General features: G+C 68.4%; 16 protein-coding genes. 9 read left to right on the top strand and 7 right to left on the bottom strand.

The genetic code is table 11. The features are described 5' to 3' along the window. Positions 1-125: 125 nt before the first annotated feature. From trpA to ACFXKN_RS15225, 5 genes are all read right to left on the bottom strand, one after another. Positions 126-926 carry a tryptophan synthase subunit alpha gene (trpA, locus tag ACFXKN_RS15245; RefSeq protein WP_378957286.1) on the bottom strand — a complete coding sequence of 267 codons (801 nt, stop codon included), beginning with the start codon at positions 924-926 and terminating at the stop codon, positions 126-128. Beyond that, positions 923-2,191: a tryptophan synthase subunit beta gene (trpB, locus tag ACFXKN_RS15240; protein WP_379433179.1), complete on the bottom strand. Its 1,269-nt coding sequence runs from the start codon at positions 2,189-2,191 to the stop codon at positions 923-925. The genes trpA and trpB overlap by 4 nt, the downstream gene beginning before the upstream one ends. After that, on the bottom strand, positions 2,188-3,009 hold the full coding sequence (trpC, locus tag ACFXKN_RS15235) for an indole-3-glycerol phosphate synthase TrpC (protein WP_378921480.1): 822 nt from the start codon (positions 3,007-3,009) through the stop codon (positions 2,188-2,190). Before trpC ends, trpB begins: the two co-directional genes overlap by 4 nt. A 124-nt stretch (positions 3,010-3,133) precedes the next feature. Then, positions 3,134-3,898: a TIGR02234 family membrane protein gene (locus tag ACFXKN_RS15230; RefSeq protein ID WP_379433178.1), complete on the bottom strand. Its 765-nt coding sequence runs from the start codon at positions 3,896-3,898 to the stop codon at positions 3,134-3,136. Then, positions 3,895-5,433: an anthranilate synthase component I gene (locus ACFXKN_RS15225; protein WP_378957317.1), complete on the bottom strand. Its 1,539-nt coding sequence runs from the start codon at positions 5,431-5,433 to the stop codon at positions 3,895-3,897. The genes ACFXKN_RS15230 and ACFXKN_RS15225 overlap by 4 nt, the downstream gene beginning before the upstream one ends. 133 nt (positions 5,434-5,566) lie before the next feature. On the opposite strand from ACFXKN_RS15225, the gene ACFXKN_RS15220 reads away from it, so the two are divergent. The 4 genes from ACFXKN_RS15220 (at position 5,567) to ACFXKN_RS15205 (ending at position 7,641) form a co-directional block, all read left to right on the top strand. Next, positions 5,567-5,845 (top strand): hypothetical protein, encoded by a 279-nt coding sequence (locus tag ACFXKN_RS15220; protein ID WP_378957320.1) that lies wholly within the window; start codon positions 5,567-5,569, stop codon positions 5,843-5,845. Between the two features lie 73 nt (positions 5,846-5,918). After that, entirely contained in the window at positions 5,919-6,389 is a 471-nt protein-coding gene (locus tag ACFXKN_RS15215; RefSeq protein WP_378957324.1) for a peroxiredoxin, read from the top strand. 67 nt (positions 6,390-6,456) lie between these two features. Next, complete coding sequence (locus ACFXKN_RS15210; RefSeq protein ID WP_379433177.1) at positions 6,457-7,029, top strand: permease; 573 nt, start codon at positions 6,457-6,459, stop codon at positions 7,027-7,029. A gap of 144 nt (positions 7,030-7,173) precedes the next feature. After that, positions 7,174-7,641, top strand: coding sequence for a MarR family winged helix-turn-helix transcriptional regulator (locus tag ACFXKN_RS15205; protein WP_379433176.1), 468 nt, complete (start codon positions 7,174-7,176; stop codon positions 7,639-7,641). On the opposite strand, the gene hisI is transcribed toward ACFXKN_RS15205, so the two are convergent. Further along, the gene (gene hisI, locus ACFXKN_RS15200) at positions 7,638-7,982 is read right to left on the bottom strand and encodes a phosphoribosyl-AMP cyclohydrolase (protein WP_378957334.1); all 345 of its coding nucleotides are present in this window, start codon (positions 7,980-7,982) and stop codon (positions 7,638-7,640) included. The two genes, ACFXKN_RS15205 and hisI, sit on opposite strands and share 4 nt — an antisense overlap. Further along, on the bottom strand, positions 7,979-9,277 hold the full coding sequence (locus tag ACFXKN_RS15195; protein WP_379433175.1) for a PucR family transcriptional regulator: 1,299 nt from the start codon (positions 9,275-9,277) through the stop codon (positions 7,979-7,981). Before ACFXKN_RS15195 ends, hisI begins: the two co-directional genes overlap by 4 nt. A 132-nt stretch (positions 9,278-9,409) precedes the next feature. Here ACFXKN_RS15195 and ACFXKN_RS15190 point away from each other — a divergent pair, with 132 nt between their 5' ends. From ACFXKN_RS15190 to ACFXKN_RS15170, 5 genes are read left to right on the top strand one after another with little or no spacing between them, the layout of a single operon-like run. Next, on the top strand, positions 9,410-10,168 hold the full coding sequence (locus ACFXKN_RS15190; RefSeq protein ID WP_379433174.1) for an ABC transporter ATP-binding protein: 759 nt from the start codon (positions 9,410-9,412) through the stop codon (positions 10,166-10,168). Then, entirely contained in the window at positions 10,165-10,917 is a 753-nt protein-coding gene (locus ACFXKN_RS15185; protein ID WP_378957352.1) for an ABC transporter ATP-binding protein, read from the top strand. Before ACFXKN_RS15190 ends, ACFXKN_RS15185 begins: the two co-directional genes overlap by 4 nt. After that, the gene (locus tag ACFXKN_RS15180) at positions 10,914-11,792 is read left to right on the top strand and encodes a branched-chain amino acid ABC transporter permease (protein ID WP_378957356.1); all 879 of its coding nucleotides are present in this window, start codon (positions 10,914-10,916) and stop codon (positions 11,790-11,792) included. Before ACFXKN_RS15185 ends, ACFXKN_RS15180 begins: the two co-directional genes overlap by 4 nt. Continuing rightward, the gene (locus tag ACFXKN_RS15175; RefSeq protein WP_379433173.1) at positions 11,789-12,829 is read left to right on the top strand and encodes a branched-chain amino acid ABC transporter permease; all 1,041 of its coding nucleotides are present in this window, start codon (positions 11,789-11,791) and stop codon (positions 12,827-12,829) included. Before ACFXKN_RS15180 ends, ACFXKN_RS15175 begins: the two co-directional genes overlap by 4 nt. Continuing rightward, the gene (locus tag ACFXKN_RS15170; protein ID WP_379433172.1) at positions 12,819-14,075 is read left to right on the top strand and encodes an ABC transporter substrate-binding protein; all 1,257 of its coding nucleotides are present in this window, start codon (positions 12,819-12,821) and stop codon (positions 14,073-14,075) included. The genes ACFXKN_RS15175 and ACFXKN_RS15170 overlap by 11 nt, the downstream gene beginning before the upstream one ends. Positions 14,076-14,083 lie beyond the last annotated feature (8 nt).

Here is a 14,083-nt window from a genome sequence, read left to right as displayed (position 1 = left end):
TCTCGGGTCTCGTCGGCTTGGTGTTGTTTATTTGAGAGAGAGCTGTAACGGGCGACCCGGCCGCGGACCGGCCACTTCGTGGCCGCCGCTCCCCAGGGGTCGCGGGTGCGGGGCTGGCAATGCGGTCAGGAGCGAACGGTCGCCGAGCGCACACCTTCAGCCAGTTCAGCGGTCAGTGCGCGGACCGCGTCGAGGCCCTCCGGCACGGCCGAGACCAGCGCCGATCCGACGATGACACCGTCGGCATAGGCGGCGATCTCGGCGGCCTGCGCGCCCGAGCGCACGCCGAGGCCGACGCCGATCGGGATGTCGGAGTGCGCGCGGACCCGTGCGCACAGCGCGGGCGCGGCCGAGGAGACCGCGTCGCGGGCACCGGTCACACCCATGGTCGAGGCCGCGTAGATGAAGCCGCGCGAGGCCTCGAGGGTCTTGACCAGACGCTCCTCGGTCGAGGACGGTGCGATCAGGAAGATGCGATCCAGGTTGTGGGTGGCTGAGGCGATGAACCAGTCGTCGGCCTCGTCGGGGATCAGGTTCGGCGTGATGATTCCGGCGCCACCGGCCGAGGCCAGGTCGCGGGCGAAGGTGTCGACACCGTATTGGAGCACCGGGTTCCAGTAGCTCATCACCACGGCCTGACCACCGGCGTCGGTGATCGCCTCGACGACGGAGAACACGTCGCGCACGCGCACCCCACCGCGCAGCGCCTGCTCGGCGGCGGCCTGGATGACCGGGCCGTCCATCACGGGATCGGAGTAGGCGACGCCCACTTCCACGATGTCGCAACCGGATTCGACCAGTGCGCGGCAGGCGGCGATGGATCCGGCCAGGTCGGGATAGCCCGCGGGCAGGTAGCCGATCAGGGCGGCCCGACCTTCGCTACGCGCCGCGGCGAAGGTGTTCGCGAGACGGGACTGCTGACTCACTGCTTGTTCTCCTCGGCGGCGTCGTCATCGAACAGACCGAACCAGCGGCCCGCGGTGTCCATGTCCTTGTCACCACGACCCGACAGGTTGACCAGGATGACCGCGCCCTCGCCGAGCTCGGAGCCCAGCTTCAGCGCGCCGGCCACGGCGTGCGCGGACTCGATCGCCGGGATGATGCCCTCGGTGCGCGAGAGCAGCAGCAGCGCGTCCATCGCCTCGGTGTCGGTGATCGGCCGGTATTCGGCGCGACCGATGTCCTTGAGGTAGGCGTGTTCGGGGCCGACGCCCGGGTAGTCGAGACCGGCCGAGATCGAATGCGATTCGATGGTCTGGCCGTCCTCGTCCTGCAGCAGGTACGAGTAGGCGCCCTGGAAGGCGCCGGGCGTGCCACCGGTGAAGGTGGCGGCATGGCGTCCGGTTTCGACGCCGTCACCGGCCGCCTCGAAACCGACCAGGCGCACGCCCGCGTCGGGAATGAAGGCGTGGAAGATGCCGATGGCGTTGGAACCACCGCCGACACAGGCCACGACGGCATCGGGCAGCTTGCCCGCCTGCTCCGGGAGCTGGATCTGCTCGCGCGCTTCCAGGCCGATCACGCGCTGGAAATCACGCACCAACAGCGGGAACGGGTGCGGACCTGCGGCGGTGCCGAAGCAGTAGAACGTGTCGTCGGCGTTGGTGACCCAGTCGCGCAATGCCTCGTTGATCGCGTCCTTGAGGGTCTGCGAACCCGAAGTCACCGCAATCACCTCGGCGCCGAGCAGCCGCATGCGGGCCACGTTGAGCGCCTGGCGGGCCGTGTCGACCGCGCCCATATAGATCACACAGCCGATGCCGAGCAGCGCGCACGCGGTGGCGGTGGCGACGCCGTGCTGGCCCGCGCCGGTCTCGGCGATGACGCGGGTCTTGCCCATCCGCTTGGCGAGCAAGGCCTGGCCGAGCACATTGTTGATCTTGTGCGAGCCGGTGTGGTTGAGGTCCTCACGCTTGAGGAAGATCCGCGCGCCACCGGCGTGCGCGGCCAGCCGGGTGCATTCGAACACCGGCGAAGGGCGGCCGGTGTAGTCACGCTGCAACCGGTCGAGCTCGTCGAGGAAGGTGCGATCGGTGCGGATCTTGTCGTACTCGGCGGTGACCTCTTCGATCACGGCCATCAGCGCCTCGGGGACATGGCGTCCGCCGTAGACGCCGAAGTGGCCGCCCGCGTCGGGTTCGTAGTCGGAGTGCTGCGCGACGCCGGCGCTCGCCGGGGGAAGCACCGTCACCGAATGCTCCGCCGAGCAGGCTTCGGGCAGGACGGGTGCGTACCGGCGGTGACCAGCTCGGACACGGCCGAACGCGGGTTACCGCTGGTCACCAGGCCCTCACCGACGAGCACGGCGTCGGCGCCCGCACCGGCGTAGGCCAGCAGGTCGGCGGTGCCGCGGATGCCGGACTCGGCCACCCGGATGACCTCCGACGGCAGGCCGGGCGCGATCCGCGCGAACACATCGCGGTCGACTTCGAGGGTCTTGAGGTTGCGCGCGTTGATGCCGATCACCGTGGCACCGGCCTCGAGGGCGCGGTCGGCCTCTTCCTCGGTGTGCACCTCGACCAGGGCGGTCATGCCGAGGGATTCGGTGCGGTCGATCAGCGAGGCGAGCACGTCCTGCTCGAGCGCGGCCACGATCAGCAGGATCACGTCGGCGCCGTGGGCACGGGCCTCGTGGATCTGGTACGGGCCGACGACGAAGTCCTTGCGCAGCACCGGGATGTTCACGGCCGCGCGTACGGCGTCGAGATCGTCGAGCGATCCGCCGAAGCGCCGACCCTCGGTGAGCACGCTGATGATGCGCGCGCCGCCGTCTTCGTAGGCCTTGGCCAGCACGGCGGGATCGGGGATGTCGGCCAGCGCGCCCTTGGAGGGGCTGGCGCGCTTCACCTCGGCGATGACACCGATTCCGTCCTCGTGCAGCGCGGCATATGCGTCCAGCGGTCCCTTGACCGCGGCGGCAGCAGCTTTGATCGCTTGAAAATCGAGGAGGGCTTCGCGAGCGGCAACATCCGCCCGGACCCCGTCGAGAATCGAGTCGAGTACCGTCATCTGGCTCGAATCCTTTCTGGGAAGACGCACTTCTCGCCCGAGAGTCCCCTCAGGCGCTGTCTCACCGATGCTGGTAAAGAATAAATGCCCGCCGCGCGTGTCACTGCGGCGGGGGTGCTGCCGGTCACTTGTTCTCCCCGGCCGGACCGTGGTCGGCGCCGGGGGTATCGGAGGTGTCGGTCGGGTCGGTACCCGCGTCGAGCGCGTCCCACAGCACCCGGTCCGACAGTGGCGCCGCGGTTCCGGTCTCCGCGTTCTGTTTGCTCACCGCGGCGCTGGCGTCGGCACGTCGGAACACCGGGTTGTCGTACTTGCCGGAGAGTTCGGCGCGTTCGCCGGTGCGGCGGGTGAGCAGGATGCCCGCGGCCAGTGCCAGGATCGCGGCGAGGATCGACAGGATCGCCGGACCCAGGTGCGTGTCGGCGCCGCTGACGACCGCGCGCACCGGCAATTCGGCCAGGGTGCCCGCACGGTCGGCGGTATTGCCCGCCCCGGCCGCCAGCGCGAAGCCCGGTACCGCGGCCGCCGCCGCGATCACCGAGATCACCACCCCGAGCAGCTGACGCAGCACACCCTTGACCGCGAACACCGCCGCGATCGAGGCGACCAGGACCAGGGCGAGTGGGGTGAGCGCGCCGAACCACACGCCACCATTGAGGTCATCGGTGCGCGGTTCGGTGAGCCCGTCGGCCGAGTGCACCGTCACCCACGTCATCCGCGAGGCAGCCCACAACCCCGCCGCGGCCAGCGCCAGCAGCACGACCGGAACGATCGGCTTGGCTGCCCGAGCGGGCGTCCCAGCCGTGGCCCCGGTGGAGTCCGTGACCGCAGCATCCGGCCCGTCGACGTCCGCCGGAGGGGTGTCGTCTGCTCCGGGCGTGGCCGTCATAAGTCCCCGCCTTCGTAGGTGCGCAGGGTCTGCGCGGCCGCGATCGCCTTGAGCACCGCCATGGCCTTGTTGCGGGCCTCGGTGTCCTCGTACACGGGATCGGAGTCGGCGACCACGCCCGCGCCCGCCTGCACATAGGCGATGCCGTCCTTGAGCAGGGCGGTGCGGATGGCGATGGCCGTGTCGGCGTCACCGGCGAAGTCGAGGTAGCCGACCACGCCGCCGTAGACGCCACGCCGGGTCGGTTCCAGCTCCTCGATCAGTTCCATCGCCCGCACCTTCGGCGCACCGGACAGCGTGCCGGCCGGGAAGCAGGCCCGCACCGCGTCGAGCGCGACCTTGCCCTCGGCGAGTAGCCCGGACACCGTCGAGACCAGGTGCATCACGTGGCTGTACCGCTCGACGTGGCGGTACTGGGTGACCTTCACCGTGCCGGGACGACAGACCCGGCCCAGGTCGTTGCGACCGAGGTCGACGAGCATCAGGTGCTCGGCGTTCTCCTTCTCGTCGGCGAGGAGGTCCTTCTCGAGCAGGATGTCGTCCTCGGCGCTGTCGCCGCGCCAGCGGGTGCCCGCGATCGGATGTGTCGTCGCCACACCGTCTTTCACGGTGACCAGCGATTCAGGACTCGAGCCGACGATGGAGAACGCGGTGCCACCCGCGCCGTCGGGGATGTGCATCAGGTACATGTACGGGCTCGGGTTCGAGGCCCGCAGCATCCGGTAGACCGCGAGCGGGGAACCGGTGTAGTCCATTTCGAAGCGCTGCGAGAGCACCACCTGGAACGCCTCGCCCGCCTCGATCTCCTTGATCAGACGGTGCACGCCCGCACCGAATTCCTCGGTGGTGCGCCTGCGCAGGAACTGCGGTTCCGGCCGGTCGAAGACCGACACCGTCGAGGTCGCGGGGGCGGCCAGCGCGGCCGTCATCTTGTCGAGCCGGGCGACGGCGTCGTCGTAGGCGTCGTCGACCCGGGAGTCGGTGCCGTCCCAGTTCACCGCGTTGGCGATGAGGGTGATCGCGCCCTCGTGGTGGTCGAACGCGGCCAGGTCGGTGGCCAGCATCAGCACCAGCTCGGGCAGTCGCAGATCGTCGGCGGCCAGCTCGGGCAGCCGTTCGATCCGGCGCACCGCGTCGTAGCCGAGATAACCGACCATGCCACCGGTGAGCGGCGGCAGACCGGGCAGCCGTTCGGTGCGCAGCAGTTCGAGGGTCTCGTGCAGCACGCGCAGCGGGTCACCACCGGTGGGGGCGTCGGCGGGCACCGTGCCGAGCCAGGTGGCTTCACCGTCGACGACGGTCAGTGCCGACGGGCTGCCCGCGCCGATGAACGACCAGCGCGACCACGAGCGCCCGTTCTCCGCGGATTCGAACAGGAAGGTGCCCGGCCGGTCGCCTGCCAGTTTGGAATAGGCCGAGAGCGGAGTTTCGGAGTCCGCCAGCACTTTTCGGGTCACCGGGACGACCCGGTGCTCGGCGGCGAGCAGCCGGAACTGTTCGCGGGTCGTGGTGGTTGGTGTCGACGCGCCCTGCATGAGCCCATCATCCCAGGCGTGCCGCCGCCTGCGCGCGCGGACCCGACCCCGCGCCGAATCGGGCGGTGACCGGCATCACTACACTCGCGCGGGTTCCACGTCGCATGCGGTAATCCCCTTTCCGAGAGGAGCAATGTTGTACCCCTCGCACCAGGGCGCACAGGACAGCCGGCTGGCTGTCCCGTCGCAGCAGCACTACGGTCCCGGCCAGCAGGCGGTGACAGCGAGCGCGATCAATTCGTTCGTCACCTACGCCAAGGCCATCCAGGACCTCGACAAGAAGAACTTCCCCGACGAGTACGCCGGGCACAGCGACCGCATCCGCGAGCTAGAGCCACTGCTGCGCGCGCACGGCATCCTCGACGTGATGCAGATCCGCAATCCCGACGTCGCGGCGCTGCTCGGGCAGTAGGCCATGAGGATCCCCGCTCGTGTACGCGAACGGGGATCTTCCTTACTTCGCTGCCGGTCGTTACTGTCTGGGCATGCAGCCAGGCCAGCGCGCTCCGCAGTTCGAGCTCCCCGATCAGTCCGCCCAGCTCCGCTCGCTCGACGGCTTGCTCGCCGACGGCCCGCTGGTGCTGTTCTTCTACCCCGCCGCCAATACCCCGGTGTGCACCGCCGAGGCCTGCCACTTCCGCGATCTGAGTGGTGAATTCACCGCGCTGGGCGCCTCGTGCGTCGGCATCAGCACCGACAGCACCGAGGTGCAGGCCGGCTTCGCCACCAAGCAGCGCCTGGACTATCCCGTGTTGTCCGACAGCGACGGCGCGGTGGCCGCCGAATTCGGCGTGAAGCGTGGACTTCTCGGCAAACTCGCCCCGGTCAAGCGCCACACCTTCGTGATCGACACCGACCGCACGATCCTGAAGATCATCACCGGTGAGCTGCGCGCGGCCGTGCATGCCGACGAAGCACTGGCATTCCTGCGCGAACGCAGCACCACCCCGGAGTAGTACCGATCGAAGAATCGCCGGGCGCCGGGTCGCCGCCCGGCGGCCCCGACGCACTTACGCTGGGCAGATGACAACCGGCGAGGTGCAGTCGAGCGGTCAGAAATCCACCGCCGTCCGATGGCGTAACCGGGCGATCATGGCGCTCGCCACGGTGGTGGTACTGGTGATCGCCTACTTCATTCTGTCCTCGTTCATCCCCCGATGGTGGGCACAGCGGCTGGCCAACGTCGTGCACGGCAGTTTCAGCTCGGGCATCTGGTGGGGTCTGGTGTACGGGTTCCTGTTCACGCTGCTGCCCTTGCTGCTGCTGGTATCGGCGGTGCGGGTGTGGAAGCGCAAGGGCGGCAAGTTCATCGCGGGCGCGGCGGTGATCATCGCGCTGGCTTGCTCGCTGCCCAATCTGATGACGTTGACGATCGTGCTCGGTGGCAACAATGCCGCACACGCCGGTCAACGCATTCTCGACGTCGACGCGCCTGCGTTCCGCGGCGCCTGCCTGGTCGGCGCCATCGTCGCGGCGGTGGTTTTCGCGCTGGTGCTCGCGCTGATGGGCAAGCGTGGACTGAACCGTCACCAGGCCGCCAAGGCCGCGGCACGCCCGCCCGAGCCCACCATGCCGCCGATGACCGGCGACCGTTAGCCGTTATCCGCGACCTCGCGGTGATGTGAGTGACCTCACGACCACCACCAACTCGCGGACGCCACAGCGACGTCGTGGCAAACTCTCTCTCGTGCGCGCCCCACTCCACCATGCCCGCCGTCCGGCCGCGAGGCAGTTCCGGCGATGACCCAGTGGCTCGACCCCGTCGAACGGCGCGCATGGCAGGCGATCGTCGCGCTCATGACCCGGATCCCCGGCGCGTTGGACACCCGGCTGCAACGCGAGTCCGGGCTCACCCATTTCGAGTTCCAGGTGCTCAGCCTGCTCTCGGAAGAGGCGGGCCACCGCCTGCAACTGAGTGATCTCGCCCACAAGGCAAATGCGTCGCTATCGCGACTGTCACATGTGGTGTCGAAGCTCGAACGTCTCGGCTGGGCGCGACGCGACACCACCGCGGGCAGACGCGGGGTGTACGCGGTACTCACCGACGCGGGTTTCGAGAAGGTGATCGAAGCCGCCCCCGGCTATGTGGATGCCGTACGCAGGCTCGTCCTGGACGGTCTCACCGATCCGCAGACCGCGCAACTCGCGGTGCTCGGGGAAACGCTGTCCGACCGGCTGAATCGGATCCTCGTCGAAGACGGCGACTAGTCCGCGGCGAGCAGCACGTCGGCGTCGAAGCAGGTGTGGGTGCCGGTGTGGCAGGCCGCGCCTTCCTGATCGACGATCAGCAGCAGCGTGTCGCCGTCGCAATCCAGGCGCACCTCGTGCACGTACTGCGTGTGCCCGGAGGTCTCGCCCTTGACCCAGTACTGCTGACGCGAGCGCGAATAGTAGGTCGCCTGACGGGTTTCCAGCGTTCGGGCCAGCGCCTCATCGTCCATCCACGCCATCATCAGCACGTCCCCGGTCGCCTTTTCCTGCGCGACCGCGGCGATCAATCCGTCCTCGGTGCGCTTGAGGCGGGCGGCGATGGCGGGGTCCAGGCTCATGCCTCGTTTATAACAGCAGCCAGTTCGATGGCCACCAGCAGTTCGACGAGGTCGTTCACGCTGCGCACATTTCGGCCGGTGAGCTCCTGGATCCGGCCCAGCCGATACTTGGCCGTATTGAGGTGGATGTGCAGGGCGTCGGCGGCTTCGCGCAGATTCATGTCGGCGGCGGCGAACGCGCGGATCGTCTCGGCCAACGTCCCGCCACGAACACGGTCCTCGGCCAGTGCGCTGCCGATGCGCGGATCGACCAGCTGACGGGTGGTGTCATCGGCCCGCAAGAGCAGGTACTTGAACGGGGTGAGCTGCGGTAACGCGAGCACCCCACCCCCTTCGGGCAGGAGCGCGAGCGCGGCCTGCGCCTGCCGGTAGGCACGCGGAATCTGGGCGACCTCGGTCACCGCGGTGCTCACCCCGATGGCGAGCGTGATGCCCTCGGCACCCAGTTCGTCCTGCATCGCGCGCAGCCGTTCGCACAGTCCGTCGGCCGCGCCCGCGCTCGCGAGCGCGGGCACCGCGACGATCTCGGAGCCGCGCACCGCCGACAGCGTCCGCAATCCGTTGACCGTGCACCGCGCCATCGCCGCGGACACCAATTGCCTTGCCTGAACCAGGCTTTCGGACGAGTCCTCGCTACGCTCCGCTCGATCGAGCACCACCGCGGTGACCACGACCACCGGCACGGTGCGTTCGGCCCCGATGCCGTGCGCGGTGGCCACCGACAGATGCGGACCGCTCGCGGGCAGCGTGCCGTCGAGCAGCGCGTCCATCAGGGCCTGCGAGTCCCGCCCGGATTCATCGGCCACGTACTGCTGGAATTCCAGATACGCGTCGGTGGCCTGGGTACTGATCAGATCGGTGTAGCGAGCCAGCGGCCCCGCCAACGACAGCACCGCCGCCTTCCCGGCCTCGGAATCGCCCGCGTGCGCGAGCAGTGTTTTCCAGATGGCGCGCTGGCCGAGCCGGAACGCGGCGATGTAGTCGACCAGCGGCAAGCCGGTGCGGGCCCGCCGCGCCGCCGCCTGCCGGGCGTAGGCGACATCGGCCGGGCAGACGCGGCGGTGCTCGAGCAGCGCACCGAGTCCGGTGCGGCTCAGCCGGGCGAGCTGATCGTGCACATCGTCGAGAACACCGGGGTCCGCGGTGGCGTAGCCGGGCAGCTGGGCGCGGATCTTGGCCATCACGTCGTCGGCGATCTCGTCGGCGTGGTCGTAGGCGCAGCTCGCGATCCGCTGACGCTCGGCCTGGACCTGATCGGATTCGGTCGAAACGGCTAAACGTGATCCAGCTGACATGTTCGGGGAGTGTGCATGGGGCGGAGCACAGTGTCAACCACGTCACACTGTCCGCAGCGGACGAGCACCGGGCGAGTTCTTGGTCCGCAACGTCCGATGTGGGCTCCGACCTGCGGTCTTAGTGTTCGTCGCATGCTCGAGATTACCAACCTGACGGTGCGCTTCGGCGGCATCACCGCTCTGCAGGACGTCGGGTTCACGGTCGCTCCCGGCGAGATGGTCGGTCTGATCGGACCCAACGGCGCAGGCAAGACCACCCTGTTCAACTGCATGACGCGGCGCAACCGGCTCACGTCGGGCACCATGCGTTACCTCGACACCGACCTGTCGACGGTGCGGCCCGACGCCCTGGCCGGGCTCGGCATCGCCCGCACCTTCCAGAACCTCGGCCTGTTCCCCCGTCTCTCGGTGCGCGAGAACGTCCTCGTCGGCGCGCATCACCGGGCATGCGCGGGCTTCGTCTCAGCCGGACTGCGGTTGCCGAAGGTGCGCAAGGAGGAAAAGCTGCTGCGCGCCGAAGCCGACGAGCTGCTCGAACGCCTCGACTTGACCGCGGTCGCCGACCACCCGGCCGCCGGCCTGCCCTTCGGCACCCTCAAACGCATCGAACTCGCCCGAGCGCTGGCGGTGCGGCCGCGACTGCTGCTGCTCGACGAACCGGTGAACGGCCTGAGCCACGGGGAAGTGGACGAATTCGCCGAGCGGCTGCGCGCCCTGCAGGCCGACCTCGCACTGACCGTGATCGTCGTCGAACACCACATGGGTTTCGTGATGGGCACCTGCGATCGGGTGATCTGCCTCGAGTTCGGCCAGGTGATCGCCGAGGGCAAACCCGAAGCGGTACAGCAGGATCCGGCCGTCATCCGCGCCTACCTGGGAGCTTCGGCATGAGCGAGCACTGGCCGACGGCAGGCACGAGCGATTTCTTGACGATCACCGACCTGCATGCCGGTTACGGTGCGGCGAAAGTCCTTCATGGCGTGAGCTTTTCGGTCGAGCGGGGCACCGTGTGCGCGATCCTCGGCCCCAACGGCGCGGGCAAGACCACCCTGCTGCGCGCCCTGTGCGGGATGATCAAGGTTCGCGGCAGTCTGCTCCTCGACGGTGACGAAGTATCCGGTCGCGCACCGGAATCGATGGCGCGCCTCGGTGTCGCCCATGTTCCGGAGGGACGCGGCACCTTCGCCCCGCTCACCGTCGAAGAAAACCTGCGCCTGGGCGCCTATCCCCGCCGTGACCGCGCCGCCGTCGACACCGACCTGCGCCGCGTCTACGACTACTTCCCGATCCTGCGCGACAAGCAGCGCGACGCCGCGGGCGGCCTGTCCGGCGGCCAGCAGCAGATGCTCGCCATCGGCCGGGCCCTGATGCTCCGGCCACGCCTGCTGCTGCTCGACGAACCCTCGCTCGGCCTCTCACCGCTGGTCACCCAGGAGTTGTTCGGGATCGTCGCCACCATCAACGAAGAGGAACGCACCACGGTGATCGTCGTCGAACAAAACGCCCACCTCGCGCTCGAGGTCGCCCAGCAGGCGCACGTCCTGGAAACCGGGCGCATCGTCTTGTCGGGCACCGCAGAGCAGATCAGGGCCGATGAGCAGGTCACCCGCTCCTACCTGGGATATCGGGTGCGGCCGTGATCGAATTCCTGCAGCAGCTCGTCGAGGGACTGTCCGCGGGCGCCATCTACGCGGGCCTCGCGCTGGCCCTGGTGCTCATCTACCGATTCACCGGGATCGTCAACTTCGCCCAGGGCGAGCTGGCCATGTTCTCGGCGTTTCTGGCCTGGCAGCTGAGCCAGCTCATGCCGTTCTGGGCGGCACTGCCGCTCACCCTTGTCCTCTCCTTCGCCGGCGGCATGCTGATCGAACGAGTGGTGATCCGTCCGGTCGAGGGCGCACCCGAGATCACCCTGGTGATCGTCACCGTCGGTCTCTTTTTCACCATCAACGCCACCGCGGGCTGGATCTGGTCGTATCAGACCAAGTCGTTCCCGAATCCCTTTCCCGAGGGGGCTTTACGTGGTGGCGGCCTGAGTGTGGGCTACGGCAGTCTCGGCATTCTGCTCGTCGTCGCCGTGGTCATGACGCTGCTGTATCTGCTGTTCCGCTACACCAGGATCGGGCTCGCGATGCGGGCGGTGGCGTGTAATCCGCAGTCGGCCAAGCTCGTCGGCATCCGGGTCGGCACCGTGCTCGCGCTCGGCTGGGGTCTGGCCGCGCTGGTCGGGTCGGTCTCGGGCGTACTGTCGGCGCCGCTGCTGTTCCTCGAACCGAACATGATGGGCGGGGTCCTCATCTACGCCTTCGCGGCGGCGACGCTGGGCGGGTTCGACTCCCCCGGCGGCGCGGTGGCAGGCGGTCTGATCGTCGGCGTCGCCGAAACCCTCACCGGCGCTTACGTCGACGCGATCGGCACCGAACTCAAGATCGGTGTGCCGCTGGTGATCATCCTGGGCGTGCTGTTGCTGCGCCCCCAAGGTCTGTTCGGACACGCGGCGGTGGAACGAGTATGAGCGAAGTGAACATTGCGACACGGCCTTCGGCAACCCCGGTCGCGAAACCGATACTGCACCAGCTGAATACGCTGCGCTGGCCGATCGTCGCGACGGCCGCGCTTGTCCTGCTGGCCTGCGTCGCACCTTTCCAGTTGGTGCCCTTCCGCACTTTCCAACTGGCCATGGCGATGATCTACGCGGTCACCCTGCTCGGGCTGAACCTGCTGGTCGGCCACACCGGCCAGATCTCGCTCGGCCACGGCGCCTTCTTCGCCATCGGCGCCTACACCGCCGCGATCGCGATGGAGCACTGGGACACACCGTATTTCGCGACCATCCCGATCGCCGCGGCCGTCACCTTCGTCCTCGGCTTCGCCCTCGGTGCCCCGGCGCTGCGACTGCGCGGGCTGTATCTGGCACTGGTCACCCTGGCCATCGCGATCTTCCTGGTGCCGCTGCTCAAGCGGTTCGACGGAATCACCGGCGGTTCCATGGGACTCACCGTCACCAAGCCCGTCGCGCCGGCGTGGACCGGGCTGGCCGAGGACCAGTGGCTGTACTTCCTGGCGCTGGCCACCACCGTGGTGAGCTTCGTCCTGGTCGCCGGGATGCTGCGCTCCCGGGTCGGGCGCGCACTGCACGCGGTGCGCGACAACGAGATCGCCGCCGAGGTGCTCGGGGTGAATCTGGCGCACTACAAAACACTCGCTTTCGCCTGGAGCGCGCTGCTGGCAGGCATCGCGGGCTGTGTCTACACCTGGGTGATCGCGTTCGTCTCACCCGATTCCTTCGCGCTGACGCTGTCGATCACGCTGCTGGCCGGGCTGGTCGTCGGAGGGCTCGGCACCACCTGGGGCCCCCTGCTGGGCGGACTGTTCGTGATGTTCGTGCCCAGTTTCGCCCAGGACGTGAATCAAGCCGCACCCGGCGTCATCTTCGGACTGCTGATCATCGCGGTCATGTACCTCGCGCCGAAGGGTTTGGCCGGCCTGGCCACCCAGTGGACGCAATGGCTCGGACATCGTGTCCGGAAAGGGAAAACTCATGCGCACTAGGGCAATCCGCTCCATCGGTGTGACGGCCGCGCTACTCGCGACCCTCACCGCGTGTGGTGGTCGTGGCGAGGAGACCGGCTCCGTCGGTCAAGGCGACTGCAAGGGTCAGCAGACGATCGGTATCACCGACAGCACCATCAAACTCGGCGGGGCGTACCCGCTGTCGGGTCCGGCCTCGGCCTACGGCGAGGTACCCAAGGGCGCCAAGGCCTACTTCGACTACATCAACGCCGAGCAGGGTGGCATCGACGGACGCACAGTCGAGTACGTAGTACGCGACGACGGTTACCAGCCGCCGAAGACAGTCGAAGAGACCCGTCGCCTGGTCGAACAGGACCAGGTGTTCGCGGTCTTCCAAACCCTCGGCACGGCGACCTCTTCCGCGGTCACCGACTATCTCAACCAGCGCAAGGTGCCCCAGGTCTTCGTCGCCACCGGGGCGAACAAATTCGGTTCCAGCACCGAGAACCAGTGGACCATCGGCTGGCAGCCCAGCTACCGCACCGAGGGTCTGGCGTACGCGCAGTACGTGAAGGCGCAGCGGCCGAACGCGACCGTGGCGGTGCTCTACCAGAACGACGACTTCGGCAAGGACCTGCTCGCGGCGTTCACCGAGGGCGTCGCGGGCAGCGGGGTGAAGGTGATCGCCGAGCAGAGCTTCGAGGTCACCGACCCCACCGTCGACGCCCAGGTCCGCAACCTGGCCAATGCCAAAGCCGATGTGCTGCTGAACTTCTCGACACCGAAGTTCGCCTCGCAGGCGCTGGCCGCCGATGTCCGCAATACCGACTGGAATCCGTTGCACATGCTCGCCGTGGTCTCCAACACCATGGCCACCCTGCGCCCGGTCGGGCTGGCCAACGTCCAGGGCACGGTGACCGCGGCGTTCCTCAAGGAACCCGCCGACCCGCGCTGGGCCACCGACGCGGGCATGCAGACATACAAGTCCAAGATGGCGCAGTACGCACCCGGCGCCGACCCGACGAACCAGCACGCCATGGCCGGATGGACGATGGCCGAGAGCTTCCGCAAGACCATGGAAGCGGCGAAATGCCCGACCCGCGAGGGCCTGCGGGACGCGATGCGCTCGCTCGACAACGTCTCCACCGACCTCATGCTGCCCGGCATCGCGATGAAAACCGGTGCGGGCGACGGCTATCCGCTCGAGTCCGTCGGCATCCAGACCTTCGTCGGCGAGCACTGGTCGCTGTCCGACGGCGGCCTGATCGACACCAGCGGCAAGTAGTCGCTCCC

Origin of the sequence: Nocardia sp. NPDC059195, assembly GCF_042754695.1 — a bacterium.
In the GTDB taxonomy this organism is placed as follows: domain Bacteria; phylum Actinomycetota; class Actinomycetes; order Mycobacteriales; family Mycobacteriaceae; genus Nocardia.
The sequence above is the reverse complement of the archived record's forward strand: the minus strand, read 5'-3'. Positions and strand labels throughout refer to the sequence as shown.

What these genes read in the sequence shown, in the direction of transcription:
- trpC (WP_378921480.1), bottom strand. Translation starts at nt 3,009, where the DNA reads ATGACGGTACTCGACTCGATTCTCGACGGGGTCCGGGCGGATGTTGCC.
- ACFXKN_RS15230 (WP_379433178.1), bottom strand. Translation starts at nt 3,898, where the DNA reads ATGACGGCCACGCCCGGAGCAGACGACACCCCTCCGGCGGACGTCGAC.
- ACFXKN_RS15225 (WP_378957317.1), bottom strand. Translation starts at nt 5,433, where the DNA reads ATGCAGGGCGCGTCGACACCAACCACCACGACCCGCGAACAGTTCCGG.
- ACFXKN_RS15220 (WP_378957320.1), top strand. Translation starts at nt 5,567, where the DNA reads ATGTTGTACCCCTCGCACCAGGGCGCACAGGACAGCCGGCTGGCTGTC.
- ACFXKN_RS15215 (WP_378957324.1), top strand. Translation starts at nt 5,919, where the DNA reads ATGCAGCCAGGCCAGCGCGCTCCGCAGTTCGAGCTCCCCGATCAGTCC.
- ACFXKN_RS15210 (WP_379433177.1), top strand. Translation starts at nt 6,457, where the DNA reads ATGACAACCGGCGAGGTGCAGTCGAGCGGTCAGAAATCCACCGCCGTC.
- ACFXKN_RS15205 (WP_379433176.1), top strand. Translation starts at nt 7,174, where the DNA reads ATGACCCAGTGGCTCGACCCCGTCGAACGGCGCGCATGGCAGGCGATC.
- hisI (WP_378957334.1), bottom strand. Translation starts at nt 7,982, where the DNA reads ATGAGCCTGGACCCCGCCATCGCCGCCCGCCTCAAGCGCACCGAGGAC.
- ACFXKN_RS15195 (WP_379433175.1), bottom strand. Translation starts at nt 9,277, where the DNA reads ATGTCAGCTGGATCACGTTTAGCCGTTTCGACCGAATCCGATCAGGTC.
- ACFXKN_RS15190 (WP_379433174.1), top strand. Translation starts at nt 9,410, where the DNA reads ATGCTCGAGATTACCAACCTGACGGTGCGCTTCGGCGGCATCACCGCT.
- ACFXKN_RS15185 (WP_378957352.1), top strand. Translation starts at nt 10,165, where the DNA reads ATGAGCGAGCACTGGCCGACGGCAGGCACGAGCGATTTCTTGACGATC.
- ACFXKN_RS15175 (WP_379433173.1), top strand. Translation starts at nt 11,789, where the DNA reads ATGAGCGAAGTGAACATTGCGACACGGCCTTCGGCAACCCCGGTCGCG.
- ACFXKN_RS15170 (WP_379433172.1), top strand. Translation starts at nt 12,819, where the DNA reads ATGCGCACTAGGGCAATCCGCTCCATCGGTGTGACGGCCGCGCTACTC.